Annotated in this window: 22 protein-coding genes; 9 read left to right on the top strand and 13 right to left on the bottom strand. The window is 64.4% G+C overall.

All coding sequences use genetic code 11. From position 1 onward, the window contains the following. Positions 1 to 393 precede the first annotated feature (393 nt). Both ACVW1B_RS27660 and ACVW1B_RS27665 read right to left on the bottom strand, forming a co-directional pair. Positions 394 to 1,191, bottom strand: coding sequence for a MetQ/NlpA family ABC transporter substrate-binding protein (locus tag ACVW1B_RS27660; RefSeq protein ID WP_253589216.1), 798 nt, complete (start codon positions 1,189 to 1,191; stop codon positions 394 to 396). 33 nt (positions 1,192 to 1,224) lie between these two features. Continuing rightward, entirely contained in the window at positions 1,225 to 2,550 is a 1,326-nt protein-coding gene (locus ACVW1B_RS27665) for an O-acetylhomoserine aminocarboxypropyltransferase/cysteine synthase family protein (RefSeq protein ID WP_253607009.1), read from the bottom strand. A 417-nt stretch (positions 2,551 to 2,967) separates the two neighbouring features. Between ACVW1B_RS27665 and ACVW1B_RS27670 the strand changes: the two genes are divergently transcribed. Beyond that, positions 2,968 to 4,368 (top strand): LLM class flavin-dependent oxidoreductase, encoded by a 1,401-nt coding sequence (locus ACVW1B_RS27670; protein ID WP_456822516.1) that lies wholly within the window; start codon positions 2,968 to 2,970, stop codon positions 4,366 to 4,368. A gap of 41 nt (positions 4,369 to 4,409) precedes the next feature. Here the strand turns inward: ACVW1B_RS27670 and ACVW1B_RS27675 are convergent, their stop codons facing one another. Further along, on the bottom strand, positions 4,410 to 5,186 hold the full coding sequence (locus ACVW1B_RS27675; RefSeq protein WP_310881583.1) for a MetQ/NlpA family ABC transporter substrate-binding protein: 777 nt from the start codon (positions 5,184 to 5,186) through the stop codon (positions 4,410 to 4,412). Between the two features lie 28 nt (positions 5,187 to 5,214). Next, entirely contained in the window at positions 5,215 to 6,009 is a 795-nt protein-coding gene (locus tag ACVW1B_RS27680; RefSeq protein ID WP_057017483.1) for a MetQ/NlpA family ABC transporter substrate-binding protein, read from the bottom strand. A gap of 314 nt (positions 6,010 to 6,323) precedes the next feature. Between ACVW1B_RS27680 and ACVW1B_RS27685 the strand changes: the two genes are divergently transcribed. After that, positions 6,324 to 7,331 carry an aliphatic sulfonate ABC transporter substrate-binding protein gene (locus ACVW1B_RS27685; RefSeq protein WP_253607007.1) on the top strand — a complete coding sequence of 336 codons (1,008 nt, stop codon included), beginning with the start codon at positions 6,324 to 6,326 and terminating at the stop codon, positions 7,329 to 7,331. A gap of 13 nt (positions 7,332 to 7,344) precedes the next feature. On the opposite strand, the gene ACVW1B_RS27690 is transcribed toward ACVW1B_RS27685, so the two are convergent. Genes ACVW1B_RS27690 through ACVW1B_RS27705 form a run of 4 tightly spaced genes read right to left on the bottom strand, consistent with a single transcriptional unit; the run spans position 7,345 to position 11,120 of the window. Further along, a complete protein-coding gene (locus ACVW1B_RS27690; protein ID WP_253607006.1) occupies positions 7,345 to 8,010 on the bottom strand; it encodes a methionine ABC transporter permease in 666 nt (221 codons plus the stop codon). Continuing rightward, on the bottom strand, positions 8,000 to 9,124 hold the full coding sequence (locus ACVW1B_RS27695) for a methionine ABC transporter ATP-binding protein (RefSeq protein WP_456822517.1): 1,125 nt from the start codon (positions 9,122 to 9,124) through the stop codon (positions 8,000 to 8,002). Before ACVW1B_RS27695 ends, ACVW1B_RS27690 begins: the two co-directional genes overlap by 11 nt. A gap of 50 nt (positions 9,125 to 9,174) precedes the next feature. Continuing rightward, positions 9,175 to 9,495, bottom strand: a complete 321-nt coding sequence (locus tag ACVW1B_RS27700) for a 4Fe-4S dicluster domain-containing protein (protein ID WP_253607004.1) — start codon at positions 9,493 to 9,495, stop codon at positions 9,175 to 9,177. After that, positions 9,492 to 11,120, bottom strand: a complete 1,629-nt coding sequence (locus tag ACVW1B_RS27705) for an FAD-dependent oxidoreductase (protein WP_253607003.1) — start codon at positions 11,118 to 11,120, stop codon at positions 9,492 to 9,494. The genes ACVW1B_RS27700 and ACVW1B_RS27705 overlap by 4 nt, the downstream gene beginning before the upstream one ends. Positions 11,121 to 11,433: 313 nt before the next feature. Here ACVW1B_RS27705 and ACVW1B_RS27710 point away from each other — a divergent pair, with 313 nt between their 5' ends. After that, positions 11,434 to 12,774 carry an LLM class flavin-dependent oxidoreductase gene (locus ACVW1B_RS27710; RefSeq protein WP_456822518.1) on the top strand — a complete coding sequence of 447 codons (1,341 nt, stop codon included), beginning with the start codon at positions 11,434 to 11,436 and terminating at the stop codon, positions 12,772 to 12,774. 5 nt (positions 12,775 to 12,779) lie between these two features. On the opposite strand, the gene ACVW1B_RS27715 is transcribed toward ACVW1B_RS27710, so the two are convergent. Then, on the bottom strand, positions 12,780 to 13,871 hold the full coding sequence (locus ACVW1B_RS27715) for an LLM class flavin-dependent oxidoreductase (RefSeq protein ID WP_253607002.1): 1,092 nt from the start codon (positions 13,869 to 13,871) through the stop codon (positions 12,780 to 12,782). A 419-nt stretch (positions 13,872 to 14,290) separates the two neighbouring features. Here ACVW1B_RS27715 and ACVW1B_RS27720 point away from each other — a divergent pair, with 419 nt between their 5' ends. The 6 genes from ACVW1B_RS27720 to epsC all read left to right on the top strand — a co-directional run bounded on the left by ACVW1B_RS27720 (position 14,291) and on the right by epsC (position 19,739). Next, positions 14,291 to 15,046, top strand: coding sequence for an ABC transporter permease subunit (locus tag ACVW1B_RS27720; RefSeq protein WP_085970476.1), 756 nt, complete (start codon positions 14,291 to 14,293; stop codon positions 15,044 to 15,046). Continuing rightward, a complete protein-coding gene (locus ACVW1B_RS27725) occupies positions 15,043 to 15,768 on the top strand; it encodes an ABC transporter ATP-binding protein (protein ID WP_253607000.1) in 726 nt (241 codons plus the stop codon). The genes ACVW1B_RS27720 and ACVW1B_RS27725 overlap by 4 nt, the downstream gene beginning before the upstream one ends. 10 nt (positions 15,769 to 15,778) lie before the next feature. Then, a complete protein-coding gene (locus ACVW1B_RS27730) occupies positions 15,779 to 16,783 on the top strand; it encodes an NrtA/SsuA/CpmA family ABC transporter substrate-binding protein (protein WP_456822519.1) in 1,005 nt (334 codons plus the stop codon). 42 nt (positions 16,784 to 16,825) lie between these two features. Further along, positions 16,826 to 18,055 carry an acyl-CoA dehydrogenase family protein gene (locus tag ACVW1B_RS27735; RefSeq protein ID WP_310881578.1) on the top strand — a complete coding sequence of 410 codons (1,230 nt, stop codon included), beginning with the start codon at positions 16,826 to 16,828 and terminating at the stop codon, positions 18,053 to 18,055. 138 nt (positions 18,056 to 18,193) lie between these two features. Continuing rightward, positions 18,194 to 18,766 (top strand): flavin reductase family protein, encoded by a 573-nt coding sequence (locus ACVW1B_RS27740; RefSeq protein ID WP_057017437.1) that lies wholly within the window; start codon positions 18,194 to 18,196, stop codon positions 18,764 to 18,766. A gap of 19 nt (positions 18,767 to 18,785) precedes the next feature. Beyond that, entirely contained in the window at positions 18,786 to 19,739 is a 954-nt protein-coding gene (epsC, locus tag ACVW1B_RS27745; protein WP_253606998.1) for a serine O-acetyltransferase EpsC, read from the top strand. A gap of 12 nt (positions 19,740 to 19,751) precedes the next feature. Here the strand turns inward: epsC and ACVW1B_RS27750 are convergent, their stop codons facing one another. From ACVW1B_RS27750 to ACVW1B_RS27765, 4 genes are read right to left on the bottom strand one after another with little or no spacing between them, the layout of a single operon-like run. Beyond that, positions 19,752 to 20,621 (bottom strand): ABC transporter permease, encoded by an 870-nt coding sequence (locus ACVW1B_RS27750; RefSeq protein WP_253606997.1) that lies wholly within the window; start codon positions 20,619 to 20,621, stop codon positions 19,752 to 19,754. Next, on the bottom strand, positions 20,614 to 21,480 hold the full coding sequence (locus ACVW1B_RS27755) for an ABC transporter ATP-binding protein (RefSeq protein WP_253606996.1): 867 nt from the start codon (positions 21,478 to 21,480) through the stop codon (positions 20,614 to 20,616). The genes ACVW1B_RS27750 and ACVW1B_RS27755 overlap by 8 nt, the downstream gene beginning before the upstream one ends. Beyond that, the gene (locus tag ACVW1B_RS27760; RefSeq protein ID WP_253606995.1) at positions 21,477 to 22,532 is read right to left on the bottom strand and encodes an ABC transporter substrate-binding protein; all 1,056 of its coding nucleotides are present in this window, start codon (positions 22,530 to 22,532) and stop codon (positions 21,477 to 21,479) included. The genes ACVW1B_RS27755 and ACVW1B_RS27760 overlap by 4 nt, the downstream gene beginning before the upstream one ends. Before the next feature lie 25 nt (positions 22,533 to 22,557). Beyond that, a complete protein-coding gene (locus tag ACVW1B_RS27765; RefSeq protein WP_253606994.1) occupies positions 22,558 to 23,487 on the bottom strand; it encodes a TauD/TfdA dioxygenase family protein in 930 nt (309 codons plus the stop codon). Between the last annotated feature and the right edge of the window lie 41 nt (positions 23,488 to 23,528).

Raw genomic sequence — 23,528 nt, forward strand, 5'->3', positions numbered from 1 at the left:
TCGTCGCGCGGCCCGTCGGCTGAAGAGATGGCAGCGGCGGCTGGCCCGCGCCGCCAACCCCGACGGCAAGGACATGTACGAACTCTTTCTGTTTGGTCCTCACGGCTGATCGCTCGTTGGCGCGACGCATGCCCAGTCGAGACCGCAGCAGATGTGATCCATCGCCACGCCGACGTCAGTCTGCCCACGCCGCACATGTCGTGCGGCAGGATCACACACAGAGCGATAGCATGACAGCGCCCGCTCTACCGGTTCGCGCCGACGAGGAACGGCGGTCGCATCCTTCGCGCGCGTCTAGAGCCCCGTTCCGATGGAATCGGAACGGGGCTCTAGATTCTAGTTTTTGACGCGCTTTCCTGCCGCGAACCGGCGTCCACTTCGCTCGGGAAAGCTCTAGCTGCCGAAGCCGGCCGGAATGAACGCCGGCAGCTTCTCCTCGATGAAGTGCTTGACCTCGGGTGAATTGAAGACCTGGATGAAGGCCTTCAGGCGCGGATCGTCCTTCTTGTCCGGCCGCGCGGTAAAGCGCAGCACGAGACCGTCATCGACCGTGCGGTCGATCACCAGCGCCGATTTTGGATCACCGCCGGCCGGTATCAGATAGGTGATGTTGACGAGCGCAAGCGTGACGTCATCGAGCGACCGGTAGGTCTGCGCCGGATCGAGCTCGACGATCTTCAGGTTCTTGGGATTTTCGATGATATCAAACCGATTGACCGAAAAACCCTTGCCCGGCGCCAGCTTGATCAGTCCGGCGCGTTCGAGCAGGATCAAGCCACGCGCGCCGTTGAGCGGCTCGTTCGGGATCGCAACGCTGTCGCCGGACTTGATCTCCTCGAGCGACTTGATCTTCTTCGAGAACAGCCCGACGGGCGCGATCACGCCGACCTTGTCGACCTGGACCAGGTCGAAGCCGCGCTGCTTGTTCTGGATCGCGAGATAGGTGGCGTGCTGGAACAGGTTGGCGTCGACGTCGCCGCTGTTCACCACCTCGTTCAACGCGACCCAGTCCGACAGCTCGACGATCTTGACGTCCTGTCCCTTGTCCTTGGCGAGCTTGGCGGCAAAGCCAGCCAGCTGACCGACCGGGCCGGCGCTGGTCGCGATCTTGAGAGGTTCGTCCGCAACGGCGGCCGCAGTCATGGCAAGCAGCACGCCAGCCGCCTGCGCCAGGCGCAACAATGTCTTCATGGTCTCGGTTTCAACTCCGTCTTCAGGGATCGATCAGGCCGCCTTGCGGCCGCTGCTTCCCGCCTCAGCATCAGTCAATGCCTGGGTGAGGTCGGCGAGGATGTCGTCGGGATGTTCGATGCCGACCGAAAGCCTGATGTAGCCGGGCGTCACGCCTGCCGCGAGCTGCTCTGCGCCGCTCAGTTGCTGATGGGTGGTCGATGCCGGATGGATCGCCAGCGAGCGCGCATCGCCGATATTGGCGACGTGATAGAACAGTTTCAGCGCATCGATGAAACGACGGCCGGTCTCGACGCCCCCCTTCAGCTCGAAGCCGACCAGCCCGCCATAGCCGCCCTTCAGATAGAGATCGGCGCGGCGCCGGTCCTCCCCGCTCTGCAGTCCGGGGAAGATTACGTGCGAAACGGCGGGATGTCGTGCCAGGAAATTCGCGACCTTGATCGCGTTCTCGTTGTGCTGACGCAGCCGCAGGGGCAAGGTCTCGAGTCCCTGGATGAACTGAAATGCGTTCTGGGGAGCGACCGCGGCACCGAGATCGCGCAGCAGCTTCACGCGTGCGCGCAGGATGTAGGCGATCGGACCGAGCGGCTTGGCTGCCTCGGTCCAGATCGCCCCGTGATAGGCATCGTCCGGCTGCGTCAGCAGCGGAAAGCGCTCGGCGTGCGCCGCCCAGTCGAAATTGCCGCCATCGATGATCGCTCCGCCAATCGACGTGCCGTGGCCGCCGATATACTTTGTCGCGGAATAGACGACGATCGCTGCGCCGTGCTCGAACGGGCGCGCAATGAGCGGGACGGCGGTGTTGTCGAGAATCAGCGGCACGCCGAGCGAACGGCCGATATCCGCGACTTCCCTGATCGGGAAGACGTTGAGCTTGGGGTTCGGCAGCGTCTCGGCGAAATAGGCCCGGGTCTTCGCATCGGTCGCCCGGCGGAAGTTTTCCGGATCGGCCGGATCGACGAAGCGAACCTCGATGCCGAACTGCTTCAGCGTCTGCGACAGCAGCGTCCAGGTGCCGCCGTACAGATCGGTCGATGAGACGATATTGTCGCCGGCTTGCGCGATGTTGAAGATCGCGTAAGCCGTCGCCGACTGGCCCGACGCCACGGCCAGCGCGCCAACGCCGCCTTCCAGCGCGGCCAGGCGCTCCTCGAACGCGTCAGCCGTCGGATTCTTGATCCTGGTGTAGATCTGTCCGATCGCCTCCAGGGCGAACAGCCGCGATGCGTGATCGGTATTCTCGAATTGAAAGGACGTCGTTTGGTAGATCGGAACGGCGACGGCGCCGGTCGCCGGGTCGGACCGGTACGATCCGCCATGCAAGGCGAGCGTCTCGACATTCTTGGTTTCGATCGGCATCTCGAAATTCTCCTGAAATCCGCGGACCCAGCATCAAAAGGCAAGGAATGATGCGCAGCAGCGTCCGCGACTGTCGAGACATCGGAGAAAATAGCGATGAGCGTGCTGGCGGCGCGTCTGATGGCGTCGCTAATTTTTCAGCCGCGGCGCCTGTCGCGTAACATTTGTTTCACTGCTCCGCCGGTTTGAACGGCTCAGTGGAGCTGATGAGTCATCTGCCGATCGCGCCTGCAAATCAGTACGCAATGTCGTGCATACCGTCATTTCGAACAGCACGACGACGTCGAACAAACGAATCTCTGCTGCGCCGGATCGAAGACAAAGCACGATTTTGATCCTGTCTTTCCATATAGAAAATAAAGCCGCGCAGCTGACGTGATAAATCACCTCTCAGTCCTCAATTAGCGGAATTGCGCAGTGACCAGACCAAAGGAACTTCGCTTCAACGCGTTCAACATGATGGCGCCGAGCCACAACTGGGCCGGTCTCTGGTCGCATCCGCGCGACACTTCACTTAACTACAACTCGCTCGACTATTGGGTCGACTACGCCAGAACCGCCGAACGCGGCCTGCTCGACGGCATCTTCCTCGCCGACGTCTTTGGTATCTATGACGTCTACGGCAGCAGTCCTGACACTGCGCTGCGTCACGCCGTTCAATTGCCGAACGCCGAGCCGACCCTGCTCGTCTCCGCCATGGCTTACGCAACGAAGCATCTCGGCTGCGGCATCACATCCAACCTCACCTACGAGCATCCCTACCAGTTCGCCCGCCGCTTCTCGACGCTCGATCATCTCACTCGCGGGCGGATCGGCTGGAACATCGTCACCGGCTATCTCGACAGCGGCGCCCGCGGAATGGGCCTTGAGGCCAACCGCGCGCATGATGAACGCTACGAGGCGGCCGAGGAGTTTCTCATTGCGAGCTATAAGCTATGGGAAGGCAGCTGGGAGGACGGCGCGGTTCGCCGTGACCGGACAGCGCGCGTGTTCACGGATCCGACAAGGATCCACAATGTGCGGCACCAGGGACTTCATTACCAGGTCGACGGCATCCACCTCGCCGAACCCTCGCCACAACGCACACCGTTGCTGTATCAGGCGGGAACCTCGAAGCGCGGCCGCGCCTTCGCGGCGAGGCACGCGGAGGCGATCTTCCTCAACGGCCAGACCAGGCCCATTCTGGCTCGTGCCGTACGCGAGATCAGGGAAGCGGCCAAGGCGTTCGGACGAGATCTCTATGATATCCGCCTGTTCGCCGGCGCGACCGTGATCGTTGCCCCGACGCGCGCGGAGGCCAACGATCTGCTCGAGGAGTACGCAGGGTATGTCGATCAAGCCGGCCAGCTGGCTCTGCTCTCGGGCTGGACCGGCATCGACTTCTCGAACTATCGTCCCGATCAGGCGGTACAATATGTCGAGAGCAACGCGATCCAGTCGATGGTCGAGAATTTCACGTTGCGGAGCGAGCGGCCGGTCAAGGTCGGTGATCTCGCGACGCTGAGCCGGATCGGCGCACGCTCGCCATTCGTGGTCGGCTCACCCCAGGACGTGGCCGATGAGCTGATCGCCTGGGCCGACGAAACCGACGTCGACGGCTTCAACCTGTTCCGCCTCGTCGCGCCGGAATCACTGACGTCATTCGTCGACCTCGTCGTGCCGGAATTGCAGTCACGCGGAGTCTACAAGACAGCCTATCGCGAAGGCACGCTCCGCGAGAAGCTGTTCCCCGGACGCGGACCCTATCTTGACGCCACGCATCCCGGCGCCGGCTTCCGCCGCGCCTCGACGGCAGCGCGCACCGAAGCCGCCGAATAGATCGGCCTGGAAACCTCCCGGCGATGGGCGGTCAACGCCCGTCACCAGGTTGCGATGTAGGTGCCCTTGAAGCGTTTCTCGAGGAATGCCTTGACCTCCTCGGAATGGTAGGCATCGATCAGCTGCTTGACCCAGGGCTTGTCCTTGTCCGCCTCGCGCACGGCAACGATGTTGACCCACGGGCCATCGGCCGCCTCGCGGGCAATTGCATCGGTGGCGGGATTGAGCCCGGCCTGAACCGCATAATTGTTGTTGATCGAGACCAGATCGACATCTTGCAGGGAACGCGGCAACTGCGCGGCATCAAGCTCGACGAAGCGCAGATGCTTCGGATTGTCAGTGACGTCGGCAATGGTCGACGCGACGTTGTTGGGGTCCTTGAGCTTGATCACGCCGTGCAGCGCAAGGATCATCAGGCCGCGCGCGCCATTAGAAGGATCGTTGGCGATCGCCACCCGCCCGCCATCCGGAAGATCGGCCAGCTTCTTGTATTTCAACGAGTAGACACCCTGCGGCGACGCAATCGTGTTGGCGACCTTGACGATCTTCCAGCCGGTCTTCGATATCTGGTTCTTCAAATAAGGCTCGTGCTGGAACGAATTGGCCGCGAGATCCCCGAGCGCGAGCACCTGGTTCGGGATCACGTAGTCCGTGAATTCGACCACCTTGATGTCGAACCCATGGCCCGCAGCCACTTTCTTGACGACTTCGAGGATCTCGGCGTGTGGTCCGGCCGTGACGCCAACGCGGACCGTCTCGGCCCTCGCGGTGCCGACCAGGAGCGTTACCGCGGCAACCGCCGTCATCAGAATACGCATCATCATCCTTCAGCAATTGGGGCGGCAACTACCAGCCGGGCAGCACCGCGCCCTTGAACTTGGTCTGGACGAATTCCTTGATCTCGGGCGTGTGGTAGCTGTCGACCAGGATCTTGACCCACGGCTTGTCCTTGTCGGCGGAGCGAACCGCGATCAGATTGACGTATGGCCCTTTCGGATCCTCGCGCAGGATCGGATCCTTGACCGGATCGAGACCGGCCTGTGTCGCATAGTTGGTGTTGATGACCGCCGCATCGACATCGTCGAGCGCCCGGGGCGCCTGGGCTGCGTCGACCTCGACGAATTTCAGGTTTTTGGGATTGTCGGCGATGTCGATAACGGTCGGCTTGAAACCGACGTCGCTCTTCAGCTTGATTGCGCCCTTGTCGCGCAGCAGAAGCAGCGCCCGGCCGCCATTGGTCGGATCATTGGGAATTGAGACCTTGGCTCCGTCAGGAACGTCGGCCCAGTTCTTGTGCTTGCGCGAATAGACGCCGATCGGAAAATTGACCGTCAGTCCCACCTGCTCGATCTTGTAGCCGCGATCGGCTTTCTGGTTGTCCAGATAAGGCTGGTTCTGAAACGAGTTGGCCTGGATGTCGCCGGCGTCGAGCGCCGCGTTCGGAACGACATAGTCGGAGAACTCGATAAGCTGAAGCTCGAGCCCGCTCTTCGCCGCGATCGGTTTCACGGCCTCGAGGATTTGTGCATGCGGCCCGGGCGTCACGCCGATCTTGATCGTTTCTGCCGCGGCGGCCGTCGACCAGATCGCAACAGCGCCTGCAAGAGCGAAAATGGATCGAAGCAACATCTTTGTCTCCATGGAACTGAACTCGCTATCAAGTTCATCGCTCGCGCCAGGGACGAAATCAATGAAATGAGAATCCAAATTTTTCCCGATGACGAGTCGCCGCTGCTGTGGCCGCGATGAAAAGAGAATGGAGCCGGCCGGGCATCTTGGCGCAGCGAGCGACTTATCTGCTGATGCCAGCTGCAACGCGCAGAAAAAAATGCTTTTCTCGCGGACTTCGCTTGCAGAGAAAATTGCACTCGTTCGGACGACTTCTCCGCGATTGCCTCCGGCGCACCGATTGCACACAAATGGCAACAGATCGAACCGGCTAAGGACAACTTGCCATGCCCATCTTTGCCCGCCTCATCCCGCCAGCGCAGGCCGCATCATCGGCGACTGCGATGTCGCGCCGTCTTGCTGTCGCCGCCATCGGGCTGCTTGCGATGACCTCGCTGGTTCGGCCTGCGGCCGCCGAGGAAATCCGGATCGGCTACCAGAAATCGTCGACGCTGACCGCTATCCTGAAGACCAACGGCGCGCTGGAGAAGGCGTTGGCGCCGCTCGGCATCACCGTGTCGTGGCACGAGTTCACAAGCGGCCTGCCGCTGCTCGAGGCCATCAATGTCGGCAGCATCGATTTCGGAGCCGACGTCGCCGACACCGTGCCGATCTTCGCCCAGGCCGCCGGCGCCAAGCTCGCTTACGTCGCCGAGGAAGCCGCTTCTCCATCGGCGCAGGCGATCCTGGTGCCGAAGGATTCCGCGATCAAAGCGCCGGCCGATCTCAAGGGCAAGAAGGTCGCGGTCACCAAGGGCGCGGGCAGCCACTTCCTGCTGCTGGCGGTACTTGCCAAGGCCGGACTGTCCTTCAAGGACATCACACCGGCCTATCTGACGCCGGCCGATGGCCGCGCGGCATTCGTCAGCGGCAATGTCGACGCCTGGGTCGCCTGGGATCCGTTCCTCAGCAGCGCGCAACGCCAGTCCAGCACGCGCATCCTGACCGACGGCAGCGGCGGGCTCGCCAACTACAAGCGTTACTATCTTGCCTCGGCCGCGTTCGCCGAAAAGCGGGCCGATGCACTGAATGTCATCTTTGCCAGGTTGGTGGAAACCGGCACCTGGATCAAAGCCAATCCGAACGAGGCCGCGGCGCTGCTCGCCGGCCTGTGGGGCATCGACGCCGCCACGGTGGAGGAGGCCAACAGCCATCGCTCCTACAAGGTCGGCGTGGTCACCGCGGCCGGCCTTTCCGAGCAGCAGAAGATCGCCGATACCTTCACGGCGGAAGGTCTGCTGCCACGCAAGGTCGATACCGGCGACGTCAGGATCTGGGCACCGAAGGGATCGTGACGCCACCGCACCTTTAGCGATGACGCAGGCGGCGGTTGACGCGGCGCGCCAGATAGTCGCCGGCGGTCTGCACGGTCTGAACCAGCGCGATCAAAACGACGACGACCGCCAGCATCATTTCGGGCATGAAGCGCTGATAGCCATAGCGAATGCCGAGGTCGCCGAGGCCGCCGCCTCCGACGGCCCCGACCATTGCGGAGTAGCCGAGCAGGCTGACCACCGCGAGCGTCAGGGCCAGCACCAGGCCCGGCAAAGCCTCCGGGATCAGGACCTTGAACACGATCTGCAGCGGGCTTGCACCGAACGAGGACGCCGTCTCGATCAGACCGGCATCGACCTCGCGGATCGCCGCCTCGACCAGACGGGCAATGAACGGCGTTGCCGCGATGGTGAGCGGCACGATTGCCGCGCCCGATCCGATCGAGGTGCCGGCAATCAGCCGCGTGAAAGGAATCATCGCAACCACCAGGATGATGAACGGCGTCGAGCGGGCCGCATTGACGATGACGCCGAGCACGCCATTGGCTGGCGGCGCGGCGAACAGCTCCCCTTTCCGGCTGGTCGCCAGGAAGACGCCAAGCGGAAGGCCCAGCGCGGTCGCAACCAGCGCAGCCACCGAGACCATGAAAAGGCTCTCGCCCGTGGCCTGAACGATCAGGTTGATGAGTTCACGCGACATAGCCGAGACGCTCCACCAGAATGTCATGCTGAGAAAGATAGGCCAGGGCCTGCCTGGCCGTGGCTTCACCGCCGGGAATGCCAAGGATTAGCGAGCCCACGTGCTGGCCGCCGATCTCATCGATGCGGGCCGATAGCAGCGCCACGTCATGGGACAGTTCGCGCGAAAGCCGCGCCACCACGGTGTCGCCGGCTTCAGTACCGCGCACCTGCACGCGAAGGACCGTCTGCCCGCCGGCAACCGGCTGTGGCGAAAGGCGGCTCGCCAGCGAGACCGGAACACAGTCCCCGATCACCTCGGAAAGGAACGCCTGCGTGACCGGATGCTGCGGATGCGTGAAGATTTCCGCGACATGGCCGCGTTCGACGACCTGGCCGCCGTCGATCACCGCGACTTCCTTGGCGAGTTGGCGGACCACCGACATCTCGTGGGTGATCAACACGATCGTGACCCCGAGTTCACGATTGATGTTGGCCAGCAGGTCCAGAATCGCGCGCGTGGTCTGCGGATCGAGCGCCGACGTCGCCTCGTCGGACAGCAGCACATTCGGCCGAGTCGCCAGCGCGCGGGCGATGCCGATGCGCTGCTTCTGGCCGCCGGACAATTCCGAGGGATAACGATCGTATTTGTCGGCAATGCCGACGAGCTCGAGCAGCTCGGCTACACGGACGGCGATGTCGGCCCTGGACCAGCCGGCGATCTCGAGCGGCAAGGCGATATTGTCCGCCGCCGTCCGCGACGACAGCAGGTTGAAGTGCTGGAAGATCATGCCGATCGAGCGCTGCGCCAGGCGCAGCTCGCGACCGGCAAGCGCCGAGATCTCGCTGTTATCGACGACGACGCGGCCGCTCGACGGCTTCTCAAGCCCGTTGATGAGGCGGACGAGGCTCGATTTGCCGGCGCCGGAGCGGCCGATCACGCCGGTGATCGAGCCGCGCGGGATCGCGAAGTCGATCGCCTGCAAGGCATGCACGCTCGGCTTGCCGCGATAGGCCGGATAGACCTTCGAGACCGCCTCGAAGCGGATCATGGCTTCGCTCGCGTTGGAAGCGAGCGGAATCGACGGCAGCGGCGCAACAGGCTGCGCCGTCGTCAGGGATTGATGTACATTCATTCAGTCGGTCCAATTGGGAAATCGCTTCGGTCGCCGGGCACAGCCCGGGCTCAATGACCAAAGAGCAGATAGCTGCGGTCGATGCCGCGGAGATCGCGCGTCTCGTCGGTCCAGCCGACCGCGCGGCGGTAGCTGCCCAACGCGGCAGTCTGCCGCAACGCGACCACGTCGGTCGGGCGAGGCTCCTCCGCATAAGGCGACACGTAAAGCGCGTCCTCGGGACAATACAGTTCGCAGAGGAAACAGGTCTGGCAATCGCCCTGACGGGCGATCACCGGAATCCCCTCCGTCTTGTCGAAGACATTGGTGGGGCAGACATTCACGCAGATGTCGCAGCACGTGCAGCGCTCGGCGTCGATCACCTCGATCATTCCGCGGCCTCTGCATAGCTGGCCTCGGCATGCGGCCGCACCGTGGTCCAGACCTCGTCCAAACCGCCGCTCGTCACGTAATGGCGTTGGCGGTCGTCTTGATCGGGATAGTCGTCGCGGCGATGCATGCCGCGGCTTTCGTTCCGCGCCAGCGCGCTGCGGTACATCCAGCGCGACGTCGCCAGCATGGCCGCGCTCTCGCGGGCGCGCAGCAGATCGTCCTTGCTCGCCGCATCGGCCGATGATGCATTGACCCACGCCGCATCCAGCCGCTCGAGGGCGCCTTCGAGACGCGAGGCATGCCGGAAGTAGTTCAGCTCAAACGGATAGACCTCGTCCTGGACCGCCTTTGTCAGCGTGGCGGGCTCAAACGCGCGACCCGCCTTGCTTCGGAACGCGACGGTACCGGCGGACGCCAGTCGTCGTTGACGTGCCGGGCCCAGCTGCCTTGCATAGCCGGCAGCGCCCCATCCGGCCCAGGTCCCCGATGACATCGCCCAGGCGGCATTGTGGCTGCCGCCGCCGGTGAAGCCGCCGCAGATCAATTCGCGCGTCGCTGCATCACCGGCGGCATAGAGTCCCGGCACGCTGGTGGCGCAGCTATCGTCGACAATGCGAAGGCCGCCGGTGCCGCGCACGGTGCCTTCGAGCCGCAAGGTGACGGGGAAACGCTCCCTGAAGGGATCGATGCCGGTGCGATCGAACGGCAGGAAGAAATTCGGCTGCGATGCGCGCATGTGACGCTGCACCTCGTCGTCGGCCTTGTCGAGGCGCGCATAGACCGGTCCCTGAAGCAGCGCGCGCGCAATCGCCGATCGCCCGCCCTTGGATGCCGCACCGGGAACGACGCTGCCGTCCTCGTAGCTGAAGGTCGCCCAGCCATAAAACAGCGTCTTGGTCACGGAGCCGAACGCCGGCGAGATCGCATAGGGATTCGAGAATTCCATGCTGCTGAACTCGGCCCCGACCTCCGCGGCCATCAGATAGCCGTCTCCGGTCAGCACATTCGATCCCAGCGTCTTGCTCAGGAACGCGCAGCCGCCGGTCGCCATGACGACAGCCTTGGCGCGCACGATCCAGCGATCGTGCTTCTGGCGGCGCACGCCGCTGGCTCCCGCAACCGAGCCGTCGTCATCCACCAGCAGCTCAAGCGCCGGACTGTGATCGAGAATGGTGACGCCGGCCTGCTTGGTGCGCTTGCGCATCAGGCGCATGTATTCCGGCCCCTGCAGCGAGTTGCGCTGCGATGTGCCGCTGTCGTCGACCGGGTAAGGGTAACCCCAGGCGGCCAGACGATTGCTGTCCTCGTAGGTCTGGTCGAGCACGCGCGCCATCCAGCGGCGATCCTGCAGGTGCCCGCCCATCTTTTCGCGATTGGCCATCGCGGCCTTGCGCAGCGCCGGATTGGGATCGACATACCAGACGCCGGTGCCGGCAGCCGCGGTGGCACCCGACGTGCCGCAAAATCCCTTGTCGGCGAGCACGACGCGTGCGCCGCACTCGGCTGCGCTCACCGCGGCCCACGTGCCTGCCGGTCCGCCGCCGATCACCAGCACGTCGGCGTCGAATTCGACCGAACCGCCTGGCGCGGTTCGCTGTTCGGCGCGTCGCTCGTGGACTGTCATCGTTCAGTTCTCCGGGTGGCACCGATTGCTTGCAACGCGCCGCAACAGCATCGTTACGCGCGCAGGCTGCCCTGGCAATTTCAGATATTTGCGCAGACTTGGACGAAGCTTCCCCTGCCGCGGCACGTGGCAGAATATTCATGCGGCGGCGGAGGGGATGTTCCGCTCATCGCAGAAGATCGACACCAGATTTGTTCGCAGATCGCGCAGCGGAGACGGATATTTCTTTTTGCATGCACGCGCCGGCCGTTCGTTTTCATGTGGCCTGACAGGCGATACTTCGTGAGTCGTCTCACCTCAATGCGGGGTCGCCATGTCCGATCGTCAGCTTCATCTCAATGTCAATCTGCTGCACTCCGGCGTCTATGCGTCGGCGTGGCGGCTGCCCGAAAGCGATCCTCGCGCCTGCTTCGACGTCGGCCATTATGTGCGCGTGGCTGAGATCGCCGAGCGCGGCAAGCTCGATGCGATCTTCCTTGCCGACACACCGGCGATCACCGACCGCATCGACTACCGCTCCTTCATGTCGATGGAACCGACGATCGTGCTGGCATCGGTGGCCGCGGCGACCAGCCATATCGGGTTGATCGCGACCGCCTCGACCACCTACAACGAGCCGTATAACATCGCGCGCCGCTTCGCGACCCTGGATCTCGCGAGCGGCGGCCGCGCCGGCTGGAATGCGGTGACCACTGCCGACGCGTCGGCCAGCCGCAATTTCGGCCTCAGCAACGTGCTGGAGCACAAGGCCCGCTACGAGCGCGCCAAGGAGTTCGCCGAGGTCGTCCATGCGCTGTGGGACAGTTGGGAGGACGACGCCTTTGTCGGCGACAAGTCCTCGGCGCGATTTGTCGATACGTCGAAGGTTCATCCGATCGCGCATCGCGGCGCCCATTACGCCGTGGCCGGTCCGCTTAACGTGCCGCGTTCGCCGCAGGGCCGCCCGGTGACCGTGCAGGCCGGTGGCTCGCACGACGGACGTGATCTCGCTGCCGCGCAGGCCGAAGCTGTGTTCACGCTGGCGCAGACGATCGAGGAAGGCGTCGCCTATGCGCGCGATCTGCGCGCCCGCGCCGCGACCTACGGCCGCGCCGGCGACTCCATCGTCATCCTGCCGGGCCTTGCCACAGTGATCGGCAGCACCGAAGCCGAGGCGAGACGGCGGCAGGATGAGCTGTGGGAGCTGGTTCCGATCGAGTACAGCCTGGCGCGTCTCGCGGGCACATTGCAGGTCGATCCTGCGATCCTTGAGCTCGACAAGCCGCTACCCGATCCGCTGCCGCTGCCGGCCAACGCCAACCACACCATGTTCCAGGGCACGGTGAACCTTGCGCGCCGCGGTAACCTCACCGTCCGGCAGTTGTTGCGCGCGCTCGGCGGCGGGGTCGGACACCGCATCATCGTCGGCACGCCCGAGCAGATCGCCAACGACATCGAGGCCTGGTTCAAGGCCGGCGCGGCCGACGGATTCAATCTGATGCCGGACGTGCTGCCGACCGGGCTCGAGGTCTTCGTCGACAACGTGGTGCCGATCCTGCAGCGCCGCGGTCTGTTCCGAACCGATTACGCCGGCACCACCTTGCGTGAGCATTTTGGCCTGCCTCGGCCGATCAGCCGCTTTGCGCGTCAGACGGAAGCCGCCGCAACCGCGTGACGCAGTTACCGCGAGCTCGCCAGCAGTGGTGGGGTGTCATTCGCAGCAGATGACGCTGCGCGGACGCGCGGGATGATCTCCTTCGCAAAGCGCTCCATCTCGGCCTCGAAAGGCTGGAACTGCAGCATGAACAACTCGATGCCTGCGGCATGGAACGCCCCGATTCGGGCGGCCACGTCATCATAGCTGCCAACCAGCCCGGCAGCGGTGCCGCCGTTGCTGCCGATCCGCTCCGACTTCTGCATGGTCTGCATCATCACGACCTTCGGGTCGGTGTTCTGTCGCTGGATCACCTTCATCGAGGCGTCCTTCCGCGACAGCTCAAGCAGCCGCTCATAGGCGGCCTGGGCCTCGGCCTGCGTCTGGCGCGCGATGACGAAGGCGGACAGCCCGAAGCGAAGCGGCGCCGACGTCCGCGGCCGCGCCGCCACGTCGGCAATGAGGCCCGCGACATCCTCGAGCGGCTGACCATTGATGAACCAGACGTCGCCGTGGTCGGCGACCAAAGCGCGCGCCGGCTCGGATTCGCCGCCGACATAGATCAATGGTCGCGGTCGGTAGAGGCTCGTCGGCCGCAACAGATAATCGCGGACGTCGAAATGCTCGCCCTTGTAGGTCAACCGCTCGCCCTGCATCAGGCGCGAGACAATCGTGATCCACTCGCGGCCATAGGCGTAACGGGCATCGTGCTCGGCAAAGCCGATGCCGGCCTTGTCGAGTTCGGGCCGGTTCCAGGCATTGACCAGGTTGATCGCGAAGCGTCCGCGGCTGATGTTCTCGATCCCGAGCGCGAGCTTGGCGAGAACCACCGGATGATAGAGATAGGGCTTGATGGCCGCGATGATCTCGATCCGGCTGGTCAATGCCGCAACGGCCGCCGCCGCGCTCCAGGCCTCGAGCTGATCGAAATCCTCCCGATGCGGATTGATGGTGTGCTGCGCGATCAGCGTGGAATCGTAGCCCAGTGCCTCGGCGGCAAGCACGAGGTCGCGATTGCGCTCCCACGATGCGTCATACGGCTCCTCCGGATCCTGATAGGCCGCGCGCGAACCATGGACCAGCGCCCAGATGCCAAAGCGAAGCGGTCGTGTCGACATGCCGTCTCTCCGATTTCCCTGACGTTACGTCGGCGTGTTTTCAAAGAAGCACGGCGACAGATCAAGCAGCGGCGCATCAAAAGATTTTCCTTGCCGCGCCGCGCGCGCCGATAAACCAGAAAACTCCGGACGCAGCGACAATTGGAATACGGCTCTATTTCTGTTCGAGAAAATTCGTGGGACAGTTTGCGCGAGATAAACAACGCCTTCTTTCGTGCGGCGACGCGCCGTTCATCGAGAGAACGGCGAACCATGCCGCGCGCGATCAATGATGCTCGCGCGCAATGTTAGACGAGGACAGAACAGACTTGAGCAACCTCGAACAGGCTGCGTCATCGATCGCGTTTGATTCAACGCCGCGCAGCGTTCAAACGGCATCGCCGTCCCGGAAGCCACGAGTAGAGATCGGCCGGCGCGGCATGCTGCTGCTGTCGTGGCTCGCCCCGGTCGTGCTTCTGATCGTCTGGGAATTGCTGGCGCAGGCCGGCTGGCTCTCGCCGCAGGTGCTGCCGGCACCGAGCAAGGTCGTCCGCACGGCATTCAAGCTGGCGACGTCCGGAAGCCTGCTGAACGATCTCGGCGTCAGCCTGCTGCGCGCAACGGCCGGTTTTGCGATCGGCGGCAGCGTCGGATTCGCGCTCGGTATCCTCGTGGGCTTCTCGCGGATCGCGGAGGCCGCGATCGACCGCAGCATCCAGATGATCCGCGCGATCCCGTTTCTCGCCGCGCTGCCGCTGGTGATCGTCTGGCTCGGCGTCGGCGAAGCCCAGAAGGTCTTCCTGGTCGCGCTCGGCGTCGCCTTCCCGATCTACATCAACACCACGCTGGGTATCCGGCAGGTCGACCCGAAGCTGCTCGAGCTCGGCCGCGTCCAGGGCCTCGGGACACTCGAGCTGATCCGGCGCGTCATCCTGCCCGGCGCCCTGCCCTCGATCCTGACCGGTGTGCGCTATGCGCTGGCGACCGCGTGGCTGGCACTGGTGGTCGCGGAGACCATCGGCGCCCAGTCCGGCATCGGCTTTCTCGCCATGGATGCGCGCGAGTTCCTGCGCACCGACGTGATCGTGCTGACGATCGTGATCTATGCGCTGATCGGCGTCGCCGCCGACGGCATCGCGCGCGCCCTGGAGCGACGGCTATTAGCCTGGCATCCGAACTATGGGGGCGCGCGATGACGCTGCACGCCGTGCCCTCACCGGCCGCGATTGCGCCGGCCGTCCTGGTGACGGGACTGCATCGCGCCTATGGCAGCCGCGTGGTGATCGAGAACCTCAACCTGCGCATCGAGCGCGGCGAGTTCGTCGTCCTGCTCGGCGAAAGCGGCTGCGGCAAGACCACGCTGCTGCGGGCGCTGGCCGGCCTTGATGCGATCGACGGCGGGCGCATCACGGCACCACGGCGGCCGGCCGTCGTTTTCCAGGAGCACCGGCTGCTGCCGTGGGACAGTCTGTGGCGCAACGTCTCGCTCGGCCTCAATGCGAGCGACGCCCGTCAGCGCGCCGCCACCGCGCTCACCGAGGTCGGACTCGGCGGCCGTCTCGATGACTGGCCGCGCAACCTCTCGGGCGGACAGGCGCAGCGCGTGGCGCTGGCGCGCGCGCTGGTGCAGGAGCCCGAGTTGCTCTTGCTCGACGAGCCGTTCGCAGCGCTCGATGCGCTGACTCGCATTCGCATGCACGATCTGGTGCGCGAGCTGGTCGCCGTCCATCGGCCCGGCGTGCTCCTGGTCACCCACGACGTCGACGAGGCGATCGCGCTCGCCGACCGCATCCTGGTGATGCGCGAGGGCCGGATCGCGTTCGAGCATCCCATGAAACGTAACGGCGCAGCGCCGATCGCCCGCACCGACCTGCTGGCCGAGCTCGGCGTCGACACCTCTCACCCCATTCCTGCCTGAGGACCACTCAATGTCTATCCCCCGGTTCACCAACCCCACCCGTCGCAGCTTCCTTGGCGGCGCCGCCTTCGGCATCGGCGCGCTTGCCGGCTTTGACCTGTCCGAGCCGGCGCATGCGGCGACCGGCCGCGTCACCGACACGGTGCGTCTGACCTGGGGTTTGAGCGGCCTCAATTTGATTGTCAAGGAGCGCGGCGAGTTCGAGAAGCTGCTGGCCAGGGACGGCATCAAGGTCGAGTGGCTCGGGCCGTTCCCCAATCATGCGCCGACGCTGCAGGCTGTGACCGGCGGCAGCGCCGATTTCAGCTTCGGCGGCAGCACGACGCCGGCACTCGCCGCGATCATCGCCGGCTCGCCGCTGGTGTTCACCCAATTCGTGGTCTACGAGCCGCGCACCACTGCGATCATCGCGCGGGATGACTCTGGCATAAACAAGGTCGAGGATCTCGTCGGCAAGTCGGTGGCGGTGAACCGTTCGGGTCTCGGCGAATTCCTGCTGGTTGCCGCGCTCGAGAAGCACAAGGTCGACCGCTCCAAGGTGACGTTCGTCTATCTCAACCCGCCGGACGCAGCGCCGGCGCTGGCCTCCGGGAAGGTCGACGCCTGGTCGATGTGGAGCCCGGGCGTCGATATCGCGCGGCTCGAATACAAGGCGCACGACATCTTCCTGGAAGGTCGCGATCTCGAGTTCCAGATCGACTACACGTCCTACCTGACCACCCGAAAATTTGCGACCGACAATCCTGCGCTGGTCCGGGCCGTCAACGATGCCTTCCGCGCTGAAGGCAAGTGGATCTCCGCGAACAGCAAGGATGCCGAATACATCGCGCAGAAGGCCGGCAAGTACAGCGACCAGGTCCGCGACCAGTTCATCGCGCTGAACCGGCAGTATCGCTACTTCGCCGCCAACGACGAAAACTTCCTCGCCGAGCTGCAAAGGGCCGCCGACTGGCTGGTCGCGCGCAAGGTGCTCCCGGAGCCGATCAAAGTCACCGACCACCTGGCCCAGCTCTGATCAGTAGCCGTCATATCAATCAACGCCATTTGGGTGATACCAATGAACAAGCCTCTGTCCGCCACCTCGCTGGAGCCTTCCGACCGCCTTCACAGCCGCGCACCCGATATCGACGCGCTGCTCGGCCGCATCGCGGAAGGCGCCGCCGACCGCGAACGCGAGCGCGTCCTGCCGTTCGCGCAAGTCGATCTCATTCGCAAGGCCCGCCTCGGCGCGTTGCGGCTTCCGATCGAAGCCGGCGGCGCCGGCCTGTCGATTCGCGCATTGTTCGAGATCGTCATCGGTCTCGGCGAGGCCGACGCCAATGTCGCGCATATCCTGCGCAACCATTTCAGCGTCGTCGAACGCCTGGTGCGCCGGCCGAAGGACGATCAGCACAGGCAGTGGCAGAAGGCAGTTGCCGACGGCGCGATCATCGGGCTCGCGGCGACCGAGCTCGACACGCCGAAGGTCGGCAATCTCACGCCGAACACGACACTCACTGCCGACGGCGACGACTACCTGCTCAACGGCACGAAATACTATAGCACCGGCACACTGTATTCGGACTACGTCCTCGTTCGCACCGCCGACACATCCGCCACCAATGCAGCCGTGCTGATTCCGGTGAACCGCGAGGGCATTGAGCTGATCGACGACTGGGACGGTCTCGGGCAGCGGCTGACGGCGACCGGCACCACCCACTTCCGCAACGTGCGCGTCAAGCGCCAGGAGGTCGTGTTCGATGCACCGGATACCGGCTACGGCATTCCCTACTCCAACACATTTGCCCAGCTGTTCCTGACCGCGATCAATGCCGGCATCGCGCGCGCCGTGCTGCGCGACGCCAGCGCCCTGGTGCGGACCCGCAAGCGGACGTTCTATTACGCGCCGAGTGAGGTCCCGGCGGACGACCCGCTGCTGCAACAGACCGTCGGTCAGATCGCCAGCAGCGCATTCGCCGCCGAGACCGTGGTGCTTGCGGCCGGGGAGGCGCTCGATGCCGCCACCGACGCCTTCGATGCAGGTGACGAAAGCGCCGTCGATGCCGCGCACAAGGCCGCGCTGCTGTCGGCCAAGGCCAAGATCGTTGCGGACGAATTCGCGATCCGGAGCGGCAGCCTGCTGTTCGATGTCGGCGGCGCATCGGCCACCAAGAAGGCGACCAATTTCGACCGCCACTGGCGCAACGCGCGCACCCTGGCGTCGCACAATCCAAACACCTTCAAGGCGCGCTCGATCGGACAATACGAGATCAGCGGCACGCCGCTACCCGCCAAGGGCTTCTTCTAGAGCCCCACTCCGATCGAATCGGAACGGAGCTCTGGATTGTTGTTTTGATGCGTTTTCTTCACGCGAACCGGTATCCACTTCGCTCGAAAACGCTCTGGCGAGGTCCAATCCGGCGAGGCAATGCAAGGGAGAATCCCGATGAGCAAGCCGGATATTCATCTTGTGGATGCCGACCACGAGATCGAGCGTCAATTTCGCCTTGTCATGCGCCGCCTCCCGGGCGGCGTTTGCATCATCACCGCAGGACAGGGTGAGGACATCACCGGCATGACGGTGACCTCGCTGACGTCGCTCAGCGCCAGCCCACCCCGGCTGCTGGTCAGCATCAACCGGCAGGCATCGTCCTTCGCACCGATCGCCCGCCATCGGCTGTTCGGCGTCAACATCCTCGGCTCCGACCAGCAGGCCCTGGCCGAGCGCTTCAGCAATGGCCGGCTGAAAGGCAGGGAACGCTTCGAGGGCACCGACTGGACCCATGGAGCCTCGGGCGTGCCGTTGCTGCAGCGTTCGCTTGCGATGATCGAATGCCAGGTCGAGGAGATCATCGAGCGGCATTCCCATGGCATCATCGTGGGCCGCCTCGCCAGCATGGAATTGTCGCATCGGCTGTCCGGCCTCACCTACTGGAATGGACAGTATGTCCAGATCGATCACGAGGCCGATCTCGACCTATTGGCCGAAGTCAGCATTCCTCTGGCGCATGTCCGTTAGGGCAGAGAAAGGGTGCAGCATGAAACGCGAATTGCCGCCAGCATCGCCTCCGTCAACGGCCAGCCCGGTCAGCAGACCACCGGGCCGCTGGCAGCTCGACCGGATCGTGGCCGAGCTGCGCACCTCCCGCGAGGAGACCCATAGCATCCGGCGCGACGGCGAGGCACGCCGCGCGCCCTCGCGGGACGCGCTGGAGGCGATCCTCGACGGCCTCACCGAGGCGCTGTTTCCGCGCCACTACGGCCAATCGGACCTCGACGGCGAGAACATCGACTATTTCGTCGGCAACACGCTGAGCACAGCATTGGATTCGCTCAGCGCGCAGATCCATCGCGGCGCGCTGTTCGTCGGCGACGAGCTGGAGCCGGGCTTTGTGCATGAGGAGGCGATCGAGCTGACACGCGCATTCGCCACCCATCTGCCGCCGGTCCGCGGACTTCTGATCAACGATCTGCGGGCGGCATTCGTTGGAGACCCGGCGGCGCGGAATTTTCCCGAGATCCTGATCGGCTATCCGGGGATGACCGCCATCATCCACCATCGTCTTGCACATCTGCTCTACCAGATCGGCGCGCGGCTGGTGGCTCGCCTGATGTCGGAGATCGCCCACACAAGGACCGGCATCGATATCCATCCCGGCGCCCGGATCGGCTCCGGCTTCTTCATCGATCACGGAACCGGCGTCGTGATCGGCGAAACCGCCATCATCGGCAACAACGTCCGGATCTATCAGGCGGTCACGCTCGGCGCGCGGCATTTCCCGACCGACGACGAGGGCCATGTGATCAAGGGCGACGCCCGCCATCCGATCGTCGAGGATGACGTCGTGATCTACGCCGGCGCAACCATACTCGGCCGGATCACGATTGGCCGCGGCTCGACCATCGGCGGCAACGTCTGGCTGACCAAGGACGTGCCGCCGAACAGCATTGTGACGCAGGCCACCGCACGAAACAGCCCGAGCGGCGCCTGAACCACGATCTCATCACGCCGCAACCTGTGCCTTCCATCGCATCAAGCGCCGTTCCAACGCCTCCAGGACCGCATTGAATGCCAACCCGATCACGGTGATCCCGATTATGCCGAAATACATCTGCGGGATCAGGAAGCTGTACTGGCTGTTGATGATGAGATAGCCGAGACCGGCCTTGGCGCCGACCATCTCGGATGCGACCAGCACCAGCATGGCTGACGCACTGGCGAGGCGAATGCCGACAAAGATCGTCGGAAGCGCCGCCGGAAGGATCACCTTGCGGAACAGTTGCTGTGGGGTCGCGCCCATGGTCCGCGCCGACTTGATCAAGAGCGGATCGACCTGCTTCACCGCGGCGATGGTGTTGAGCAGGAGCGGCCAGGCGCAGCTATAGACTACCATCGTGACCTTCGAGAGCTCGCCGATGCCAAGCAGCAGGATGAACACCGGCAGGAGCGCGAGCGGCGCGGTATTGCGGCAAATCTCGATGAACTGGTTGAGCAGATCGCCGAGCCTTGTGTACCAGCCGACGGCCAGCCCGAGCGGGACGAACAACACGACCGACACCAGAAACCCGCTCAGGGCGCGGAGCAGGCTCGCGGAGGCGTCGTCATAGAGCTCGCCGGTTTGCGCGAGCTGCCAGCCTGCGGCGATGACACCAGAGAATGGCGGCAGAAACACCGCGTCGATCAAGCCGAGCCTGGGCGCGGCCTCCCAGATCGCCAGAAGGGCGATCAGCAGCAGGGAGCGGCGCCCGAAAGCTGCCAGACCGCGGGTCGCGGCGCGGGCCGCGCTCACCAGCGGTGACCGCGCCGCCGCCGCTTGCTCGTCTCGCCGTTCATGCGCGAGCTCCAGCAATGTCAGCATCTCCAGGCTAGACATGAGCGACTTCCTTTACTTCACGCTCGACACGGCCTGCGCTGACCCTGCCCGCCGATTGCCCCTGCTGCGCCTTCTGCACCTCCTCGCGGAGCAGGCTCCAGATCTCATGGCGCACGCGGCCGAATTCCGGCAGCGAGCGCACGTCCTCGGCTTCGCTGCGCAAGGCCGCGGGGATATCGACAATCTCCTTGATCCGCCCCGGACGCGACGTCATGACCGCCACGCGCTGGCCGAGCACGATCGCCTCGTCGATGCCATGGGTAATGAAGATGATGGTCTTGCCAGTGGCACGCCAGATCCGCAGCAGCTCGCCCTGCAGCGTTTCGCGCGTCTGGGCATCGAGCGCGGCGAACGGCTCGTCCATCAGCAGCACTTCCGGATCGTAGGCCAGGCTCCGCGCAATCGCGACACGCTGCTTCATGCCGCCGGAAAGCTCGTGCGGGTAACGGTCGGCAAAGCCGGACAGCCCGACCAAGTCGAGGAAGTGCCGCGCGATCTCTCCGCGCTGCTTCGGCTTGAGGCCGGCAATGTCGAGCCCGAACTCGACGTTCTGCACGGCGGTGCGCCATGGAAACAGCGCATATTGCTGGAACACGACACCGCGGTCGCGTCCGGGACCGATGATCGGCCGGCCATCGAGCAGGATGCGGCCGCTGGTCGGCGTTGCGAGCCCGCCGAGCAGATCGAGCAATGTCGACTTGCCGCAACCGCTTGGACCGACCAGGGCAAGGAATTCGCCGGCGCGGACGTCGAACGTGATGTCCTCGAGCGCGGTGAAATGGCCCGCCGGCCGGCCTCCCTCGCCTCGGGTGACGAACTCCTTGCGGACCTTGTCAAAGCTGATCTTGACCGACGTCATCGCGCCTCCGCCGTCTTTCCGGGACGGAAATAGTTGAACTCGTTGGTGTAGGTGTCCGAGGCCTTGATCTGGCCCGGCTTGAGCAGGCCATCCTTGACCAGCCAGTCGACCCAGACCTGCAGCTCAGCATCCGAGATCACGCCGCCCTTGGACGCGACGCCGGTGCTCTTCCAGTACTTGATCGAGGAGGCGTCCTCGTTGCGCTTGCGCTCCGCGATGATCCGGTTGAAGCGAGCCCGCACTTCATCGGGCGGCGCCGTCTGCGCCCACTGGATCGCGCGCGAGATCCCCTCAACCAGCTTGCGGGCGGTGTTCGGATTGTCCTTGATGAACTTCTCCCGCAGCACATAGGCACCGCCGGTGAACTGTCCGAACAGATCGGTATCGTTGAAGAGCGAACGGATCCCGCCACGCTCCAGCGCCTTGTCGCGCAACACGCCGCTGAGCGCGCTCACCTCGACCTGCCCTTGCCGCAGCGCCTGCTCGCCGGTAACGGGTGGGACCGCCACCAATGTCACCTGCTTGGTCTCGCCGGCGCTAAGACCGTTCCGCGCCAGATACTCACGCAGCACGAACTCCAGATGGGCGCCAAGCGTATTGACCGCGACCTTCTTGCCGATCAGGTCACGGGCCGTCTTGATCGGACTGTCATCCTTCACATAGTAGCCGTAATAGGTGTTCGCGTCGGAGCCGTAGTAGCCGACCACCGCCTTGATCGGTGCCTTGGCCGCGATCAGCTTGATAATCGCGCCATAGAAAGCGCCGCCGACGTCGATGTCGCCGGTGACGACGGTCTGGATGTCCTGCGGTCCGCTGATGGTGTTGCCGACCCATTTGAGCTTGAGCGGCGCGAGGTAGCCGAGGTCCTCGGCGAGCTCGGTGAACGTCACCTGCCCGGCCCAGCCTTGATAACGGATCTCGGTCTTCTCGAGCGGTGGCTCGGCGAAGGCCGAAGCGATCAGGCCCAACGCAAAGACGCCGGCCAGCAGCAATCGCGCCGCCCGGCGCGCAGCGGCTCGCCGCGCGCGCAGAATTCGAATGATGGCATTCATTGTGTTGCTCCAATAGGCGACATGCTCAGGCTGCCTTCGCCGCTTGCGGCTTCGGCGATTTGATCCGCGTCACGCTGTGGCGGCCGTCGACGCTGACCGGAACCTCGCCGTCGATGGTGGCGCGGCGCACCACACGATGCTGATCGCCGTAGTCATTGACGGCGTAGTGCTGGGTCGCGCGATTGTCCCAGATCGCGACGTCTCCGGCCCGCCAGCTCCAGCGCACGGTATTCTCCGGAGCCGTGATGTGGGACTGGAACAGATCGAACAGCTTCTGGCCGTCATATTTCGGCAGGCCGACAAAGCGCTGGACGAAATTGCCGAGCACCAGCGTGTGCTCGCCCGTTTCGGGATGGACGCGCACGACCGGATGCTCGGTCTCATAGATCGTCCCGGTGAATACCTCGTCGAAATGCTTTCTGTCGGCGTCGGTGGCGCGAGACTTCACCGCGTAACCATAGGCATTGCTGTGAACCGCCCAGAGCTCGTCGGCGAGCTTGCGCAACGGCGGAGGCAGATCGAGATAGGCGGCCGCCGTGTTGGACCAGACGGTGTCACCGCCATAGGGCGGGATCACCACACCGCGCAGCACCGAGATCTTCGGATAGGCATCGACGAACGTGACGTCGGTATGCCATTGGTCCGCGCGGCCGCCACCACGCCCCGAGTCCAGCTCGAGGATCGACGACGTACCCTTGCTCGGGCCGACGGTCGGATGCGGCACCAGTTTGCCGAGCCTGACCGCGAAGCGCTCCTGCTCGGCGTCGTCGAGGTGCTCCTGGTCGCGGAAGAAGATCACCTTGTGCTCGAGCAGCACCTGGTTGACAGCACGGATGACCGCGTCGGGAAGGTCACCCGACAGCTTCACATTCTTGATCTCGGCACCAAGCCGGGCGGCACGCTTGACGATGTCGGCGCGCGGAATGACGTTGTCGATGGTGGTCGTCTTGCTCATGATGTTGGTCTCGTCGCCGCGATCCCCTGGACAAGGCTCCG

The sequence above is a fragment of the Bradyrhizobium sp. USDA 4502 genome, from assembly GCF_054063355.1.